Origin of the sequence: Halobacteriovorax sp. XZX-3, from assembly GCF_043196495.1 — a bacterium.
Lineage (GTDB): Bacteria > Bdellovibrionota > Bacteriovoracia > Bacteriovoracales > Bacteriovoracaceae > Halobacteriovorax_A.
The window spans coordinates 238,332-258,189 of record NZ_JBEBMO010000001.1 but is presented as its reverse complement, the minus strand read 5'-3'; the positions used below and the strand labels follow the sequence as shown (position 1 = coordinate 258,189).

Annotated in this window: 13 protein-coding genes; 3 read left to right on the top strand and 10 right to left on the bottom strand. The window is 36.9% G+C overall.

The window, feature by feature from the left end; genetic code table 11:
- The first annotated feature begins 98 nt into the window (after positions 1 to 98).
- Positions 99 to 3,149, top strand: a complete 3,051-nt coding sequence (gene gcvPB, locus ABMA70_RS01185) for an aminomethyl-transferring glycine dehydrogenase subunit GcvPB (protein ID WP_392992038.1) — start codon at positions 99 to 101, stop codon at positions 3,147 to 3,149.
- 329 nt (positions 3,150 to 3,478) lie between these two features.
- Here the strand turns inward: gcvPB and ABMA70_RS01180 are convergent, their stop codons facing one another.
- The 8 genes from ABMA70_RS01180 to ABMA70_RS01145 form a co-directional block, all read right to left on the bottom strand.
- Positions 3,479 to 5,713 carry an ammonia-forming cytochrome c nitrite reductase subunit c552 gene (locus ABMA70_RS01180; RefSeq protein ID WP_392992040.1) on the bottom strand — a complete coding sequence of 745 codons (2,235 nt, stop codon included), beginning with the start codon at positions 5,711 to 5,713 and terminating at the stop codon, positions 3,479 to 3,481.
- Positions 5,713 to 6,975: a hypothetical protein gene (locus ABMA70_RS01175; RefSeq protein WP_392992042.1), complete on the bottom strand. Its 1,263-nt coding sequence runs from the start codon at positions 6,973 to 6,975 to the stop codon at positions 5,713 to 5,715. The genes ABMA70_RS01180 and ABMA70_RS01175 overlap by 1 nt, the downstream gene beginning before the upstream one ends.
- Positions 6,968 to 8,587: a VWA domain-containing protein gene (locus ABMA70_RS01170; RefSeq protein ID WP_392992044.1), complete on the bottom strand. Its 1,620-nt coding sequence runs from the start codon at positions 8,585 to 8,587 to the stop codon at positions 6,968 to 6,970. Before ABMA70_RS01170 ends, ABMA70_RS01175 begins: the two co-directional genes overlap by 8 nt.
- A complete protein-coding gene (locus tag ABMA70_RS01165; RefSeq protein ID WP_392992046.1) occupies positions 8,584 to 9,477 on the bottom strand; it encodes a VWA domain-containing protein in 894 nt (297 codons plus the stop codon). Before ABMA70_RS01165 ends, ABMA70_RS01170 begins: the two co-directional genes overlap by 4 nt.
- 73 nt (positions 9,478 to 9,550) lie before the next feature.
- Positions 9,551 to 10,021, bottom strand: a complete 471-nt coding sequence (locus tag ABMA70_RS01160; RefSeq protein WP_392992048.1) for a hypothetical protein — start codon at positions 10,019 to 10,021, stop codon at positions 9,551 to 9,553.
- The gene (locus tag ABMA70_RS01155) at positions 10,014 to 10,931 is read right to left on the bottom strand and encodes a DUF58 domain-containing protein (RefSeq protein ID WP_392992050.1); all 918 of its coding nucleotides are present in this window, start codon (positions 10,929 to 10,931) and stop codon (positions 10,014 to 10,016) included. Before ABMA70_RS01155 ends, ABMA70_RS01160 begins: the two co-directional genes overlap by 8 nt.
- A 5-nt stretch (positions 10,932 to 10,936) precedes the next feature.
- Positions 10,937 to 11,899 (bottom strand): AAA family ATPase, encoded by a 963-nt coding sequence (locus ABMA70_RS01150; protein ID WP_392992052.1) that lies wholly within the window; start codon positions 11,897 to 11,899, stop codon positions 10,937 to 10,939.
- A 53-nt stretch (positions 11,900 to 11,952) separates the two neighbouring features.
- Positions 11,953 to 13,485, bottom strand: a complete 1,533-nt coding sequence (locus ABMA70_RS01145; protein ID WP_392992054.1) for an arylsulfatase — start codon at positions 13,483 to 13,485, stop codon at positions 11,953 to 11,955.
- Between the two features lie 184 nt (positions 13,486 to 13,669).
- On the opposite strand from ABMA70_RS01145, the gene ABMA70_RS01140 reads away from it, so the two are divergent.
- Both ABMA70_RS01140 and ABMA70_RS01135 read left to right on the top strand, forming a co-directional pair.
- Positions 13,670 to 15,262 (top strand): peptide chain release factor 3, encoded by a 1,593-nt coding sequence (locus ABMA70_RS01140; RefSeq protein ID WP_392992055.1) that lies wholly within the window; start codon positions 13,670 to 13,672, stop codon positions 15,260 to 15,262.
- Between the two features lie 98 nt (positions 15,263 to 15,360).
- Positions 15,361 to 15,714, top strand: coding sequence for a response regulator (locus ABMA70_RS01135; protein WP_392992057.1), 354 nt, complete (start codon positions 15,361 to 15,363; stop codon positions 15,712 to 15,714).
- A 45-nt stretch (positions 15,715 to 15,759) separates the two neighbouring features.
- On the opposite strand, the gene ABMA70_RS01130 is transcribed toward ABMA70_RS01135, so the two are convergent.
- Entirely contained in the window at positions 15,760 to 18,888 is a 3,129-nt protein-coding gene (locus ABMA70_RS01130) for a hypothetical protein (protein ID WP_103217161.1), read from the bottom strand.
- Positions 18,889 to 18,921: 33 nt separating this feature from the next.
- Positions 18,922 to 19,854, bottom strand: a complete 933-nt coding sequence (locus ABMA70_RS01125) for a hypothetical protein (RefSeq protein WP_103217160.1) — start codon at positions 19,852 to 19,854, stop codon at positions 18,922 to 18,924.
- Positions 19,855 to 19,858: the final 4 nt, after the last annotated feature.

Genomic DNA, 19,858 nt, shown 5'->3' with positions numbered 1-19,858 from the left:
AATCAAGTAGATGGCCAGTTTTTTCTATGCTATATATACTTTTCGTAAATACATACTTTAGAATTAATTTATCTAGATATAACACACACGGAGAACAGATGTCACACACACAAGACGTATCAAACTCAACTATTGAGAAACTTGGTTTTGACCCAAGAAATTTAAAAGTAAACTCTGGTGATCTTAATCGTGAACTTGCAAAGAATTATATCAGTGCAAGTGATGAAGAAATTAAACAGATGTTAAACGAACTAGGTCTAACGACACTAGAAGAATTATTCTCTCATATTAAAGACGATGTAAAATTCTCATCAAAAATTCCTTTAAAAGAAGGACTATCTTATGATGATCTCGTTACTAATCTTGATGAACTATCAAAAAAGAATAAAATCCCTACAAACTTCTTAGGTGATGGACTTCCACAGTTTAAAATTCATGAGATCGTTCCATATGTTTGCAATATTAGAGGACTAACAACAGCATACACTCCTTACCAACCAGAAAGATCACAAGGAACACTAAACACTCTTTGGATCTACTCAAGTGCAATTACAGCACTAACTGGTTATGAAGCGGTTAATGCGTCTTTATACGAAAGATCAACTTGTTTATTTGAAGCACTAAAGACAGGAGTACGTCTTGCACGCAAGAGAACAAAAGTATTAGTAAGTGAAGCAATCTATCCTCAAGATAGAAGTGTACTTGAAACAAATGCTGCACATACTGATCTGGAAATCCTATGGGCACCAATTAATAAAGAAAGCGGTCTAACAGACTTCGATAAAGTAAAAGAGTTACTTGAAACAAATAAAGAAATTGCTGCATTTGCATTTGGCCAAGTAAACTCACTTGGTCTACTAGAAGATGTTGATGCCTTAACTGACCTATGTCGTGACAACGAAGTATTCTCAATTGCTATTATCGACCCAATGCTACTTGCTAAGGGTGGTTTAAAGAAGCCAAGTGAATACGGTAGTGACAAAGCCGGTGCAACAATGATCGTTGGTGAAGGTCAACACCTTTGCCTAGACGCAAACTATGGTGGACCAGGTTTAGGTATCTTTGGAATTCGTTTTAACGACGCAAATAAGAATCAAATTCGCCAAACTGCTGGACGCTACGTAGGCAATGCAGTTGATATGAATAATCAAGAATGTCTTGCGATGGTACTATCAACTCGTGAACAACATATCCGTCGTGAGAAGGCCACAAGTAATATCTGCTCAAACCAGTCATTTGTAGCAACAATTGCAGGTGCTGCACTTTTAGCACTTGGTGATGAAGGTTTATCAGATAAGCTTGCAACTTCAAGACAAAACACTCAATACTTCCTTTCAAATATACTACACCTAGATGGTGTGGAGCTTGCCTTTGATGCTCCTTACTTCAATGAAGTTGTTCTAAAGCTAGATAAGAAAGTAAGTGACATGCTTGCCTCAACTGAAGATCTAGTTGCAGGTAAAGATATTAGTGGCCGTCACAATCTAGAAGGAAACCTATTAAAAGTCTCTTTTGGTGACCAGCACACTCAAGAAGATCTCGATAAATTAATTGCTGCTTTTAATGCAAATTTTTCAGCGCAAAGTGAATCAGAATTCTTCATGCCGGAAATCCCTCAAACATATATAAGAGAAGATGCGCCAGGGATTGCAACTTTCACAACAGAAGAAGTAAAAGCATTTTACGACAAGTGTGGAAGCTTAAACGTTTCTCCAGATGATGCCATCTACCCTCTTGGTTCATGTACAATGAAATACAATCCATATGTGAATGACTGGGCAGCAGGACTTGCTGGCTTTACAATGGCACACCCAGACCTAGATGATAAGTATACTCAAGGAACACTTGAGCTTCTTTACAATATCCAAGAAGATTTTAAAGCGATAACAGGACTTCCAGGACTTGTTACTCAAGCAGTGGCCGGAGCACAGGGAGAACTTGTTGGTATCAAGATGTTCCAGGCCTATCATGCAGATAGAGGTAACGCTGAAACTAAGAATGTAATTCTTATCCCACGCTCTGCCCACGGAACTAATCCAGCGACTGCCGCAGTAGCTGGTTTTGTCCCAGCTAAAGTTGACGGGAAACAAGTTGGTATCATTACTTTAGATGCTAATGAAAGAGGTCAAATTGATCTTGAGCAACTAAAAGAGATTATCAAAACAGATGGCGAGCGCATTGCTGGTATCATGGTAACAAATCCTAATACAGCAGGTATCTTTGAAGAGAACTTTAAAGAAGTAGCGGATCTTATTCACTCTGTTGACGGCCTAGTCTATATGGACGGTGCGAATATGAACGCTATTGCAGGGATTGTTTCTCTTGAAAAATTAGGAGTGGATGCTTGCCACAACAACCTTCATAAAACTTGGACAATTCCACACGGTGGAGGTGGACCAGGAGATGCAATCGTTGCTGTAAGTAGCAAACTTGTTGACTATATTCCAGGAACTCAAATTGAGAAGTTATCTGATGGTTCATACAAGAAAGTACGTGCTCCAAAATGTATTGGAGACTTCCACCGCCACGATGGAAACGTTGCTCACAAGGTACGTGCCTACACTTATCTAAAGGCCCTAGGCCAAGACGGTGTTGTGACAATGTCACAAATTGCAGTATTAAGTGCACGCTATCTTTTCCAAAAGCTTAAGGATGTTTATCCAATGCTACCACATGGAGCGGATGAAACACCACGTATGCACGAATTTATTATTACACTAAGTGACGATATGTTTGCTCATATCGAAAAGTCAGGAACTCTTAAGAACCAGATTATTGCAAAAGTTGGAAAGTTATTCCTAGACTTCGGGCTTCACGCACCAACAGTTGCTTTCCCAGAAGTATTTGGTCTTATGATTGAACCAACTGAATCTTTCACAAAGAAAGAGCTAGATGATTTTACTGATGTTCTAGTAGCAATCAAAAATGTTCTTTCTGATTCTCCAGAAGTACTACACACAGCACCTCACTTCACTGCTGTTAGTAAAGTTGATGAGGTATGGGCAAATAAGAACCTTAAGTTCTACCGTACCCTAGATAAACTTTGGGAGCTTCCAAGTGACGAGATTTCACCTAAGATGTTACGCACGAAAGACACGCTAGAAATTATTAAAATGATTCAAGACAAGCACAAAGAATTAAAACAATAAGAAAAAAAAAGGCCTGCAATGCAGGCCTTTATATATATTAGGTGTAGCAGAAATTGAAAAACATACGAATAATTCGAGAATAACAACAACACGAAAATTAACACGAATTTGGGGAACAAAGAACAACAACACAACTTTATCGATATGTTTATTCATCAATCCCTGCTACATTAATGAGTGGTTTATACGACGTGATTTGAGATGTTACAACCTATCATTTTTGCACATGTAAATATTACAACAGTAGTTTGTTGACCTAATGGCCTTCATTAAAAATTCTTAAAAATGTAAGAGAATCACGACTTTTCACAGTAATTTTTGTTTCAAAATCACTGTCTAAAACGATTTATTTTCTTACTATAGAACTTCGTATTCTCAACATCCTGAAGCTCTACACTTAAAGCAAAAAGTAATTGGTTAAAAAGGAATGATGCCTCATAGCGAGATTCGTATTTCTTAGCTTCACCAAGCGCCTGCTCAGCACCAAAAACCTGTTTATAGGTAAGTATATAGAGGTAATTAAAATAAGCATTATCTTTATTCAAGTCACTCGCAGATTTAAAATAATCAAGGGCCTTAGGATAATCTCCTAGTCGCGTGTAATGCATACCTAGTGCAGTTAAAACACTGCCATCCTGTGGGTTTTTATTCAATGCCTGCGTTAAGATTTGTACCGTCTGTGCTTCATTACCAATTGAGCGATGAAGATCGGCCAAATTGATATAGGCCGCAATAAAATATGGATACTTCTTTATGGAAGCCTCAAGAAGTTGTGCAGGTGTTTTAGGAAATAGGCCAAAACGAGACAAAGTTGCCAGTTTAAGAATATTATCAGGAGCATCACTATGAAGCTCTAACATAGTTAGTAGAGAATCAAGCTGAGGCCTAAGATCAATGCCTGGAGCCTTTTCAAAATTAAGGCCATGAGTTGCTAGAACATAAACCGCTGAGAAAGAAAGAAGCTTAGGTCCTTTTTTTGCCATATCGATAATGGCCGTCTGAAGCTGTGAAATATCTGGAAAGTTTAATAATAATTCCAATGTTGCTTTTTTTATCAAAATTGAATCACTACTTAATAACTTCTCGTAATCGGCTTTCTTCATGCTAGGAAACTCTCTTAGAAGAACAATGGCCGCGGCCCTTTTCATCTCTGGCATGTCAACATTATTGATATACGACAGAAGTCGATTTTTATTTTTAAAATTCCCCTTCTTCATTTCACCAATTATCTCAAGGAGCTCATCTCTTGTTTTAAGATCAGGAAACTTAGTTTGGAACATCGAGTTCATCTTCTCTTTTGAAATATCGCTATGACAAGAAGTACAACTATTAGGTACACCATAGGAAAGAGAATAATCAGGCCTAGGAATGACAAATTTATGATCGGCCCTCATATCAATTCCCATAAATGCCTTTTTAGGCATGTGACAGTCGACACAACTTGCACTTGCGATTTCATGTCCATGATGGGCCTTTTTATCATAAGAAAGATCGTGACACTGTAAACAAAGAGCATTTCCTTCTTTTTTAAGTTTACCACTATGAGGATTGTGGCAATTAATACATTTGACACCATTATGGAACATTTTTGATTGGAGAAAAGAGCCACCTACAAAAGCTTCTTCTTTCTGCTGGCCATCAATATGATACTGATTATCATTTACAATCGTCAGAGAGAATTGATTAAAGAAGTCAGCAGCAAAGTCAGCATGATCACTCATGTCTTCTCTTAAACTGTGACAAGTAAGACAAGTCGTGTTTGCATCATGTTCTGTAATATACGTATGCACACCACCATCTTTTGCAGGAATAATCTCTTTATAACCATTTGTTGAATTACGCCAAAAGCCTTTGTTTGTCAGATTAGAGTCTCTATCTTCTAAAGGCATACTGGCCCACTTAAGGTGTGTACTAGCATCACCGTGACAAGAAAAGCATGAGACATTTTCACTTAAAGACTTAGTCTTATATGAATCAGTTTTAAAATCATAAGACTTATCTAGGCCTGAAGAGTGGCAGCTTGCACAGCGATTATTCCAATTATTAACTCTATTATCCCACTTTAGTGAATCACTAAGGTGTGGATGATTTACTTGAACTTCACTTAAAGTATTAAACCACCTCTTAGCTTCGATATCCCAAGCAATTGGAGGTACTTGGAATTTACCATCTTTTCCAGTATCAACAACATATTGCTGAAGTGGATAATGTCCAAATGTATAAAGAACTTTATAATCGAGGCCGTTGATAGAAATATAAAACTGACCTTGTTTCTCGACAAATAGATACTTTGTTCTATTTGCTTCAAAAACTTTATTATTAAAATCACCTTTTACAAATTCCTTAGTCCCCTTATTCATTGAATGAAAATGATCTGAACTGCTCCACTGAGTTGCGACATCCTCGTGACACTGAAAACATGTTGATGGATCATTATTACTCTTTAATTGTTCATAAGAATTTTTTGTGGGATCAAATTTTGTAACTTCTAGTTTTTTATTAAAACACGAAGGAGCAGCAATAAGAACAAGAACAAAGAAGATGATATTAAGTATAATTTGCACTAGTTAAGCTCACTTATGTGATTACCATACTTAAGTGATGCCATTTTGAGATCTCTCTTAAGCGATAATCTTTCGAAGTGTGGCCAATAATCCTCAGACTGCTTAGATTCTAAAAAAAGATCGGCAAATAATTTTTCAATACCGACAATGGCCTCTTCATTAGAAATATTAGATATAGCAGAATCATCAATACCATAATTTTCAAAAAATGACATCAGAGTAAGCTCATTGGCATCATGCGCAAATCGATATAAGTAGTTGATTAGTCCAACTGCATCTCGCTTTTTTATAATCTGTTTGAAAACACGTCGATTATTATACTCTTCTTTTAAATTATTATAAAAATATGCGAGTGATTCTCGATTTAGTCGATAGAGATAAAAAACAAACACAAGAACTAAAGCGATGACACAGATTAAGAGTTTAGTCTTAGTAGAGAAGTAAAATCCTCCCAAGTGTATTATTATATTTTGTAGTTCACTATTTTGAATTTCATCATTATCTATATCAAAATAACGAATCCTTGTGGGCTCAAGCTTAACGCTACCAGCACGATTAAAGACGACAGTTATCTTTTCTCTTATAATAGATTTCGCTTCTCCACGATCAAAACGATCATCCTTTTCAAGTACTTCATAATAAAACGAGACATCATCTTGTCTCTTAAAACGCATTTGAGGTAATAGGGCCACACTTGTCTGACTCGCTTCAATTTTGTATTCAAAAACAAGAGCATCTGAGTCTTCATTTTGTTCACTAATTTGAGTGAGGCTTTCCTCAACTCCCGAGGCAACAAAATCATAATTAGCTCCCACATCTTCAACCTCAAAAGATGGGCCAGGCAAAAAGATTTCTTCACGGCCTTTTACACCTGTCGATTTATTACGAACAGTAACGGCAAGTCTAACGCCTTCAACAAGAAGGTTACCACTATAACTTGGAAAGACTTGAATACTCTGAGATTTCAATAAAAAATTGCCAGAAGACTGAAGGAAGTACTCGCGAGTGCTTTGCTGAGTTGCTAGTCCTTTGGAAAAGTTGATATCGAGAACTCTAACATCAACCTCTAAGCCTTTTTGATATTTTGTAAAAAGATCGAAAACAACTAATTGTTTTGGAACAATCTTCCCTTCACCTGCTCTTACAAACGAGAACTCAATCTCGCCTGAGTTCAAATAACTTTTTATTCCATTTAATGCATAAGAATGACGATGAAAAACCAGTATAAAAAATGAGAGGAAATAAAATAATGATCTATTCATTATCAACCTCATCATTATCAGCTTTTTTAGTTTCTATTTGCTGATCTATGATTTGAATTTTACGGGCCAAAAACTCTCGCAGAGGTGAATGAACTTTATTCATCCATAAATCGACATTTAGAGCATCTTTTGATTCGCTTGAATCTTTTGTATTTGTCTCTAATACCTTGGCCCCGCGAGATATCTTAAATTTCTCACGGTAGAGTTTTGTCTTCTCGTCCCCTTCGGCCCTTTGGGCCAAACTAGTTGCATCAATCTCAGCAACAAGTTTTTTCATAATCTCAACATTTTGCATTGCCTTCTTTGCATAGGGGCCACCACTCTTAATAATCTTTTCGTATTCTAATTGTGCTGATAAGTAATAACCCATATGTGCAATGCAATTTGCATTTGCAAATCTCGCAGCAGGAGAATCAAGGCTTGAAAAATATAGCTGAGCATTCTTAAAGTCCTCAGCCAAATAATAAGAGAGGGCCTTACTATACTGATCATCATATTCTTTAGCGGCCTTCTTAAAATAACCGAGCTTATAAAATAAATGGCCTTGTTGATTTGAAGTTAAGAATGGATCCAATATTATATTTGCTTTTACAGTCTTTGGAGAGAAGCAAACAAAAATAATAAAACAATGAATAACGGCCACCCAACCACGCCTAAAGTACATAACAAAAGGGGCAATGCATAGAAAGAGTAGATAATAACCAAGATCGTGCCAAGGAAGATCACTATCGCTATCTAGGGGGTAATACTTTGTTAAATAAGCACTCACTTGAGCAATATCACTATTATCATTAGAGAACTCTATATAATTACCATTTCCTACTGAAGCAAACTTCTGCAGTAAAGTAGGATTGAAAGTATTGCTATCTAATTCAACTTCTGGGCGGCCTACACCATAGACAATTAAGTTAACATCATTGGATTCAAGCCCACGGGCCATAATTGGAATCGATTCATCATCAACTTGATCAGAGATAAAAATTAAGTTTTGCCCCTGGCCATCTTTTGTAAAGGAAGATGCCACTACTTTCTCAAGACTTGATAAGCGCAAGAGTTCACCTGTTACAAGAGAGGTATCAAGTGCTGTAATGAAATTATTTAAGATATTAAAATCTCTTGTAAAGGGAAGAATTTGATATGAGTTACCAGATGTAACAACAAGAGAGTAATAAGAGCCTTGAGTAATTTTTAATAGATCGATAATTTTTAATTTTGCTCTTTCAATACGCGAAGGTGATATATCAATTGATTCCATTGATTCAGAAAGATTAAAGACAAGCATTGTTTTAGATTCATTCTCATCAAAGGATGTCCTTACCTTTTCAAAACTAGGTCCACTAGCGGCAAGAATAAGCATAAAAGCTAATGCTAGCGCCCATAACTGTGGATCTTTAAGGTATTCTCCTCGTTGTTTTACAACAAGAGCATTTAAAATATCACGACCAAAATATTGTCCAAGCTCCCCCATCTTCTTACTTCGTAAATAGAGTACAGCAAATAGAACTACGATAATAAGCAAAAGCAGCCACCATGGCCTAATGAAGTGGAAAGCAGCAATATTAGTATAAAAGCGTATAATAAATGCTTTAGCTAGCGCCAAGATTTCACTCATTGCACACTCCTATGTCTAAAGTGTCGACTAGATATCACGATTACAATGGCAAAGAGATATAATAATAAAATTATAATAATTGGGTAATAAAAGAGGTCGTACTTTGGCCGATATGTTAATCTTGTCATTTGCTGAACTTCAATAGAGTTGATTTCTTTAAATGCCTCTTCAAGCTCTTTCTCATTTTTGGGTAAGTAAAATCGGCCATTAGTTAACGTGGCGATCTGTTTGAGTGTATTTGTATCAAGGCTATTCTCACCTACAGTAGTAGGATCTCCATACCCCAAAACATAAATTCTAATATTCTCATTCTTAGCTATTTGAGCAGCATCAATAGGACGAACTTCACTACCCGTATCATTCCCATCAGTTAATAAGATGAAAACACGTTCTTTAACCTTAGTATCTCGAAATCGCTTAATTCCAAGTCCAATGGCGTCTCCTAATCTGGTACTAAGACCGGCCATCCCGACACTAGATTGCTCAACAAGTGACACAAGTGATTTTTTATCATTTGATAATGGGGCCTGAAGGTAAGCAGAGTCTCCAAAGACAATAAGTCCAAGAAAGTCATCACTTCTTTCATTAATAAATTTTGTGATATTCTTCTTAGCAACATCAAGTCTTGTCTCACCAGTTTGGGTATCTTGATAGCTCATCGAGCCAGACAAATCCAATGCGATATAGAAGCTCTTTGAAGAAATATTTTTAATTATTTCTTTACCACTCATGACAGGCTTAGAAAGAGCGACACAAAAAAGAACCCATGAAATTATTAATAAGGAGTTTTGAATATGTTTACGTTTTCTAATATTTTCAGCACCTGCTGCTGTTTGCATACTTTCAGCAACAATATTGTAAAATGATGCTCTAATAGAAGTTTGTCGCATCCTAAAAGGCTTAAAAAGGAAATGAACAAATATTGGCAATAGCACAATCAGAAAGAAAATAGGATGCTCGAAACTAATCACGATACCTCCCTAAAATAACTCCAATATCTAAAAGCATTTTCTTTTTTAAAATGATCTCATCTTCAACATCTATATTTTTAGCTGAATAGATATATTCATTAAGCTCATCTTGCTCAAGTTGAGAATACTCTCCAAGTCCATTATCAACTAAGAATCGATCATTAATTTGCTTTTTAAACCTTAATTTGAAAACTTTTTTATATAAGAGATAAATATCTTCAACTTTATCCTTATTAGTTAGGCCCTTATAGATTCTGAGATAGGGGCCATACTTTTTCAGATAAAGAATACGTTGATAAATATAGTAGAGAACAAAACTAATTATTATAATGAGCAGTAGGGCCCATCCCCAAGTTTGTGGCAACAATGAGACACTACTAACTTCAACAGAAACTTCTTGAATTCCTTTAATCGATAGATTCCCAAAATACTCATGCTTAATTGTTTCGAGGGCCTTACTCATGAAAACGCCTCTGTTTTAACTGAGTAAAAATATTCTCATGAGTATTTATTTCAAATATAGGAAACGATAATTTCCGACATAGGCCATAAAGTCTATCAATATGCTTATCCCAATTTTCTTTATAAGCATTTTGTAACTTCTCCCCTTTCGAGTTAATAGTTAGTTCATCAATACTATTTGAAATGACAAAATTACTAACCTCTGGAAGCCTTGTTTCATTTTGATCAACAATATGAGCTAAAACTAACTCATTCTTATTGGCCAACAACTTCAATTGTGTAAAAGCACCTTCATTAAAATCCAAAAAATCGGAAATAAATATAATGAGAGAATTCTGTCTAACTTCATGTCTAAGACGCTTTAAGGCCTCTTCAACCACATCCATCTTATTAGTCAAACTACTTACATCGAGTTTACGATTTGCGCTCTCTAACTCACTTAATATAGCAACAGATCTTGCTTGTGACTTTGATGCTTTTATAAAGCTATGACCATCATTAGAAATAACAAAGGCCCCGACTGGGTCTTGGTTATTTACAACGCTCCAATATGAGATACTTGCTAACTCACAGGCCACTACAGACTTCATTTTACTTGTTGAACCAAAGAACATGGTTGAGCTTTGATCAACAACTAAGTAGACCGGTCTTTCTTTATCTTCGGTATATCTCTTAACAACAGGCCTAGAAAGTTTCTGTGTAAGTTTCCAGTTCATATTTCTAATATCGTCTCCTAGACGATAATTATCCATCTCTTCAAAAATTAGGCCTTGGCCTTTTACTTTAGATGCGAACCTTCCTACATACTTATTCCTAATCGGACGATCAATGAATGTACGAAAATGAACCATCTTAGCTTTAAGCTCCATTAGATAGTTCTTAGATATGTAAATCGTATTCTCTTGAATCATTGTTTTTACAATACAGCTACTGAGTCTATTATTTGATCAATTATATTATCGGCCGAGACTCCATCAGCGATGGCCTCATAACTAATATATAATCGATGCCTTAGAACTGGCTTCATTATTGAACGCACGTGATCGGGAGTAACAAATTCGCTGCCACAAAGCCATGCCTTGGCCTTAGCTGCAATATCTAGCGAGAGGGTCGTACGAGTACTCAGTCCCATCGTTATATACTTACGAGTCTCATCAGGGAGTTTATCGCTACTTCTTGTTGCATCGACAATATCAACAATATACTGATCAATTGCGGCCGAAGAAGTAATCTTTTGAATTTCATTTCTCGCCTCAAAAATGATCTCTTCACTTGAGACACTCTTGATCTGTGGAGCATTATAATTATCTCTAATTAATTGCATAATTTTCATTTCATTATCCTTATTAGGATAATTGAGAATTAGCTTAAAAATAAAGCGATCTAATTGTGCTTCAGGAAGCGGATATGTACCATCTTGTTCAATTGGGTTTTGAGTTGCTAAAACCATAAAAAGTTTAGGTAATTTATGAGTAACACCATTTACTGTAACTTGCCTTTCTTCCATGGCCTCAAGAAGAGCTGATTGTACTTTTGAGGGGGCACGGTTAATTTCATCTGCCAAAAGAAGATTGTTAAAAACAGGTCCTTTACTAAATTCAATACGGCCCTTACCACTTTCATCAGTCAAATATAACTCAGAACCAACAACATCTGATGGGAGTAAATCTGGAGTAAATTGAATACGACCTAAATCGGCACCAATCAGTCCGGCCAGGTATTTTACCGTTGTCGTTTTACCTGTTCCAGGATTACCTTCAAGAAGAACATTTCCATTACATAGAACTGCAAGAATGATCTTTTCAATGATCTCTTCTTGACCAATGATTCGATTATTTAATTGTTCTTGAATATTTTGAATTTCATTTAAAACAGACATAATCATTCCAAATATAAATATGGCGAACACTAGGTCCGCCATATCAAAGTAAGTTATTTCTTTTTATTTTGCTGGAGAATATTTCTTGTAATATCCTTCATACTCCATGAGTCAGCAGCTTGACTTGGTGGGTACTGCTTGAATGTTTCAAGAAACTTCGATGTAACATCCATGGCCATGTAAACGTAAGCCGCTTTGTACTGCATCCAGTCCCAGTATGTATTCGAGTTTTGGTCTGCTCTTTCATAAGGGTCACGACGAAGATTGAATACCTTTGAAACACGAAGATCAACAAATGGTTCGGCCCATAGTGCCATTGTCTTTGCTCTTTGTTCAGAGAAAACAACTTTCCAATCTCCCATACGAACGGCAACAGGAACACCCTGATCATCTAAGTAAATGAACTCATTTCGAGGAGACTTCTTTTCCTTACCTTCAAGATATTTTGTAAGATCAAACCCATCTAAGTGAAGTTTAACCTTCTTTTTACCAATACGAGTTCCCTTAAGAAATTTCTTATTGATATCAGAGTATCCTGCCCACTTTGTGATCGTCGGCATCCAATCAAGTGTAGAAACAATTTCATTTGAGATTTGACCAGCTTTAATCTTCCCAGGAAACATAACGAGAGCAGGAACACGGTAAGCACCTTCCCAGTTCGTATTCTTTTCAGATCTAAATTTTGTAATACCAGCATCTGGCCATGTATTGAAGTGAACACCATTGTCAGTTGAGTACATAACAAAAGTATTATCTTTGATCTTATTCTTCTCTAAAGAATCAAGAAGACGACCTACATACATATCGTGTTGTACGAATACATCGTTGTAGTCACCTTGACCTGAAAGTCCTTTGGCCTCTGGACGAGGGTGTGTACGGTAGTGCATTCCAGTTGTATTTACCCATACAAAGAAAGGCTTCTTTTTCTTAACAGCATCAGTCATGAATTTAATTGAACGATTAACAATATCTTCATCAACTGTTTCCATTCTCTTCTTCGTCAGTGGACCAGTATCTTTTACTTTTCCATCGGCAAATGAGTGAAGAACTCCACGAGGACCAAATTTCTTATGAAACGCCTTGTCTTTTGGATAGTCTGGATCTTCTGGCTCTTCCTCAGCATTTAAGTGATATAGGTTTCCATAGAATTCATCAAAACCGTGTTTTGTCGGTAGATGCTCATCTCTATCACCTAGGTGGTTCTTTCCGAACTGACCCGTAACATATCCTTGAGTCTTTAATACCTCTGCAATTGTGATATCGCGATCTTGAAGTCCAGCCTTAGCACCAGGAAGCCCAACTTTTGAAAGACCTGTTCTAAGAGTTGCTTGTCCTGTGATGAACGCTGAACGACCAGCTGTACAAGATTGTTCAGCATAGTAATCTGTAAACATCATCCCTTCTTTAGCAATTCGATCGATATTTGGAGTTTTATAACCCATAATACCGTGACTGTAGGCAGAGATATTTTCAACACCAATATCATCTCCCCAGATAATTAAAAAATTTGGCTTTTTTGCGGCCTGGGCACTAAATGAAATAGCACCAACACAAATAAGACCAATTAAAGATTTAAAACCTTTCATCAGTTCTCCTTAAATTGTTAATTTTGTTAACTTTTCTACAAAGAAATTATTGACTAAGAGTATGCCCAAGACACTCAATTAAGTAAATTTAAAAAATAAATAAGATTTGAAGTAAGCTATTCAATTTATTCACACTGTGTTACAGTGTCGCATCATAAAATTATAAAATTAGGATACGAATTAAATGGAAGATTTAAAAAGAGCGACCTTTGCAATTATTTCTCACCCAGATGCGGGGAAAACAACAATGACAGAAAAACTTTTATGGTTTGGTCAAGTTGTACGCAGCGTAGGTATGGTAAAGAGTAAGCAAGGTAACTACGCAAAATCAGACTGGATGGAGATGGAAAAAGAACGTGGTATCTCAATCACTTCATCAGTTATGTCATTTCCATATAATGAACGTGCCATGCACCTTCTCGACACTCCTGGTCACAAGGATTTCTCCGAGGATACTTATCGTACGCTAACTGCTGTAGAGAGTGTTCTAATGATGATTGACTCGGCCAAAGGTGTTGAGACTCAAACAAAGAAGCTAATGGAAGTATGTCGAATGCGAGATACTCCAATTGTGTCTTTCTGTAATAAATTTGACCGCGATTCTCTTGACCCATTTGAACTAATTGATGATGTTGAAAAGACTTGTTCTATTCAGTGTGTGCCAATGACTTGGCCAATTGGCTCAGGTGTTGACTTCAAAGGTGTATACGATCTTAAGAAGAAAACAATTATGAGTTTTAAAGATGCTCAAGATCCATTTAGTCCAAATATCATTGATGCAAGCGACTTAAGAGCTCAGCATATTGTCGACTTTGTTGGCGAAGAATTATTAGAGAAGTTAGAAAACGATCTTGAAATGATTAGTGAACTAATGCCAGAATTCGACGAAGAAGAGTTTTTAGCAGGTATCATGACTCCAATGTACTTTGGATCTGCTCTTAATAACTTTGGTGTAAAAGAAGTTTTAGATACATTCTCAAAATTTGCGCCAGGTCCAGGAAAGCGTGAAGTAATCACTGCACCACTAGAAAAAGGTGAAACACGTATTGTTGAGCCAAATGAATCTAAATTTAGTGGTTTTGTATTTAAGATTCAGGCAAACATGGATAAGAAGCACCGTGATCGCGTCGCTTTCATCCGCGTTTGTTCAGGAAAGTTTACTCGTGGCCAAAAAGTTACATTAGCAAGAACAGGAAAAGAATTAAAAATAGCAACTCCACTAATCTTTCAAGCGCAAGATCGAGAAATTACTGAATATGCAATTCCAGGAGATATCATTGGTATCCACGATTCTGGAAAGCTGCAAATTGGAGACACTTTTACAGAAGGTGAAATCATGCAGTTTACAGGGATTCCAAGCTTTGCCCCGGAACTATTTAAGAGAGTTCTCTTAAAAGACCCAATGAAAGGAAAGCAGCTTGATAAAGGTCTACAGCAACTATCAGAAGAAGGTTCTGTTCAGTTGTTTAGACGCCATAACTCAACAGAGAAAATTCTTGGTGCAGTTGGTGCCCTGCAATTTGAAGTTGTCCAACGTCGCCTAGAAGACGAATATAATGTTAAGGGAGAATACGAAGGCTTCCCTTACAACGGTATTAGATGGATAAAATTTCCAAGCGAGAAAATTAAAGACGAATTTATTTCCCGCTATAGTGCAAATATCGCTTTTGATATTAAGGACCGCCCTTGCTTTATTTACCGCACGGAATGGGACCTTAAGCTTGCAACGGAAAAGTATGCTGATGTAGAGTTTTTCAAGACAAATGATTTCAAATAGTTAAGCCAATCAAACTAAATTGCTTGATAAACAAATAAAAATTAACTATGATGAAGTGTCTTTTAGACAACACAGCACGGCACAACAGGATTTTTAATTTGAAGTTTTTATTTGTGGAAGATGAAGTTGAATTAGTAGAGCTCTATCAATACATGTTTGATCGCATCGGATTAGATTATGAAGTTGCGTACAATGGTGAAGAGGCGCTTGAGAAAGTTAAGAATGGAAAATTCGATTATATTTTCTCTGATATTCGCATGCCAAAAATGAATGGAATCGACTTCTTAAAAAACCTTATTTTAGAAGGACTAGATTTCAAGAAATTTATTTTTGTAACGGCCCACCAAGAAGTGTCTCTTGATGAAGTAAAAGAACTAGGCGCACATGACATTCTTTATAAGCCAATTCGCCATCAAGTCTTTATGGATTATATTCAGGATTTACAAGCTTAAAAATTAATATAAAAAAAAGGGCCTCTGATGAGGCCCTTTTCTTTTCTATAAAATTTCATTTAATAATTCTTCACAACTATTTGTTCTCACAAACTCTCCTGGTAGCTCACGAGCTGGAACAATATCTTGTCTCATCTCTTGGGCAGCAAGAGCTGCACGGATACGGTGCTCATTATCCATTGTATTTAACTCATCAGCTGGCCCTGGAGTCCACTGACGTCCAGTAGAGTTAAGAGCTTCATCGCTACTTCTTGCATCAACAGCTTTTCCCCAACCAGGTTGATGAGGATGGATTGCCATTTTCTCATCAATACTTCTAAAGAAGATTTTATCTGACTCTAGTTGAGAAATAGATAAACCTTCCATTGCAGCTGTACGGAATTGGTTAACATCAAGTCCTAAATCATCACATAACTTTTTAAGATCATCTTCAACCATATCTGGTTTCTTAACATAATCAACGTGAGTCGTATTATCAATTTCACCAGATAAGGCAGTCGTACTATTGATGGCCTTATCAAGCATTGCTCTTACAAGCTGAATCTGCATTGCTGATTCGGCCGCATCACGAGGAGCATTGAACATTCTAAACTCACCTTTTCTAATTTTTGGATCGACTCTAAAAGTTCTTCTCCAATCTGTTGTAGGATTAGAGATATCAAAGTCATCTGTTACAAACTCTTCTGGGATAACATCCTGAAAGTAAGCTGAAACATCAAGTTGGATATAACGAGTCTTACGTCCGAAGCGAGTATTAAAGTACCTTTCATTATAAAGAAGCTTTTTAAGTTCTTCTTCAGATCCATTAAAGTCCTTAAGTGCATTCTTAAGTGTATCACTTACAACGACAGGCTCTGAAGTGTGTGTACGATTAATATGCTGGAACATTAATGAAATGATCCCTCTATGCTCGTGGAAGATTGTTAAGAATCTTGCAAGGGCCTTAGGGTTACCATCAAATGCAGCAAGGTCAATATTGACGTGACCACCACCGGCCATTAATGATGGAAGAACATTATTCTTCTCAAAAGCTTTATATACCGACGATACCTCTTCAATAGTAGGAGTAAACTTTGGCGTAATTAGCTCAATCGTTCCCCCACGTGGAGAATCTGCAATGATCTCACCAGAAGGAGTATATGAGCGGCCAATACCATCCCATTCAACTTGCCATTTTCGGCCTTTAGAATCGCGAATTGCATAGGCAACATCAAGTCCGTGCCCGTGTCCATCAACTTCTAATTTAACAGGTGCCTCACCTTCTTCACCACCAATTTCTTCATAAAGATCTTGAGCAACTCTTTTAATAATTGCTTCACGCTCTTGTGATGACAGATCAATAACAGTTTGTACCCAAGCGCGCTTACCATCTTCAAGACGATCTTTAGAAGTAATCGACTTAAGTCTTAATGGGAACTTACCAGAGTACTCGATACCAAGATCAATCTTATTAACATCGACTGGATTTGCAACTCTATTAGGAGCATCGACGTTGGCCTTAAAGTCCATTGTTAATGCATTATAGTCCATTTTCTTAGGACGCATATAGGCTTCAAGATCATCAATTAACTTAGAAGCTGAAACCCATGTACGATTCATTTCACGAATTTCTTGCTTTAATTTGTCTTGAGACATATTCGGATCAAGTAGAGCGACCTTCTGTGTATAATCTTTAACAAGATTTTTAATGATCTCGCGCTTTGTATCACCAATGAATGCAACCTCTGGTTCTGTCCAGCCCCAGAACATCACACGGTAGTCGGCCTTAATTCCTGCCTTTTGCATATTAGCGATTGCCTGTTCGACAACACTCAGTTCAATACCAAATCGAGCTGCAATACTTTCAGGCTCTCTAAATGCAGGGCTATTCAAGTTATAGTCTGAAATACTTGCAATGCCACTAAAGTCATTGGCCCCAATACGAGCGGCCAGTGTCGTTTGATAAAATCTTGCAGGCGCAAGGTTCTTTGTTCCGGCCCTAAACTCTATACCTAAACCACCAGTCTTTTCAATCCATGGCTTCCACTGATCGTCTGGCCTAATTACACCACGTCCACCATGATAAAGATTAGTAAGGTTTGATTCTGTTTGAACATTCTTATAATTGGCAAATTCAATTCCAGAGTTACCTTTAATACCATTTAATACAATATAAGACTGAATCGTACGGTAGAACTCTGAAAGCTTTGCTTCATCGAGATCAGGGTGCTTTCTAAAAACAAGTCTCTGGTGACCAGGAGCTTGAAAGAGTTGAACTTTATTCTTACCAGTTAAAGGATCGCGCACAACTTGAGAAAGAGATTCCCTAAACCATGCAACCATTTCTTCGAATTCACCATAAGTATTTTGGGCCTTAAAGTTAATCTCCCAACCACCATTACCACCACCGTGGCCATGGGCATCTGTAAGAAATCTTTCGGCCTTACCAAAGTTAGGCTTCCACTCGCGGTAGTCTTGCTTGTTACCAAGAAATTTATGTGGTTTGCTATACCAACCACCACCTTCTGGTTGAACAATCTTTGGAAGACCAGGAAGGTTTCCAGTAAAAAACTTACGCCTAACAGTCGGCTTAATGAAAGTCATTGATCGATCTTCCATCTGCTCAAATAGATTGTAGAAAACTTTTTCTAAAGTTGCTAAGTCAGCTGTTTTGATATCAGTTGCCTTAAGCTCAGTTAAGTCAATAACCTTAGGGTTTCCTTCGGCGTCTACAACGTCTCTTGCGAGATCAATCTTTCGACCTGTCGTAACGTCTTTATAAGTACGATATCCATTAGAATCCTTTGCATAATTTTCTAAGAAATCGCGAAAGAAAAGCTCTTTATTTGCATCTGAAAGAGTATCAATATTCTTTTTAATAATTGCCGTCGAAGGAGACATGACTCTTGTTAATAGAGAAGAAGACGCTTCTTTTTCGGCACCGTAAGTTACCCCTCCAAGCATGCCTGGAAGAGTTTTATCATCTACTAAAAGCGCCTTGGCACTATATGATGCTCCAGAATACTGAAGATCGGCCCATGCTTCATAAGCAGTTTTGAAACTTCCATCAGAAGATGGATTTCGATAATCACCATGCTTAAGTTGGGATACCCCAAAAAAAGCAGCTGTCCCAATTGCAACAGTTCCAACAACTGGCAAATAAAGATCTTTAAATTTTCTATTAGTATCACTCATACGCTATACCTTCATTTTTTATTATTTATTTAATTATTTGAAAAAACACTTTTTAGCTTTTAGCTCTTCAATACTATTTGCTGTTTCAGGAGTCTTATCGCTAACTTTATAAAGTTGCTTATAAAACTCATCTTCTCTTTTAGAAACTGGCTTCTTAGCTGCTTCATTAATGGCCTTAGCTAATTTCGCTGCTCTTTGTGGCGAAAACTTACCATCAATAATTTTCCAGAAAGATGCCTTTGCAGTAGGTCCAGCAAGAGTTACATTTCCGGCCTTGTCAGCATTGTATTTTGAAACAGCATCATAGAACTGCTTGTATTCTTTCTTTGCTCCACGATCATTAAAACTTAAGAATAACGCTAGAGTCTTACGCTCACCTGCATCGAGGTAACGAGTGACATCTTTAGCATTGCCCTTTCGAGACATCTTGCTAATGTAGCGAGAAATAGATGTAGAACTTTTTGGAAGTCGTGAAACTTGTTTTTTTAAAACTGGATCAGCAACAACAGTAATATTTGACTTGAATCCAAGACTAGCTAATTGATCCGATTTACAATATGAACAATTTAAAATCTTACTAGAGTCTTCACCATAAACAGATGCAATATAAGCAAGATCATTTACAATATCCTTAAACTCTTGCCCTGTTACGGTATCGTGATTCATTTTTAATGCAGCTAGAATACGACCTATTTTTGCAGCATCTTCTTTTGTCGTATTTGGCCTTAGCTCAACAAGGGCATCACTCAAACTTGCATGTCCATGCGAAAGCGAAGCGACACTATTATTAATCGAATCTTTGAGGCTTGTAACAGAAGCGCCAGAGACCCCTTCTTTCACAATTTTAGATTTGATTGAGACCGGCTTCAATAAAAGCTCGCCAAAAGTAAAGATACTTGCATAAGTACTTCCAGAAATTGCTACAAACGCATACAGCGCAAGCATACTTCTACCCATAAATTTCATTAAA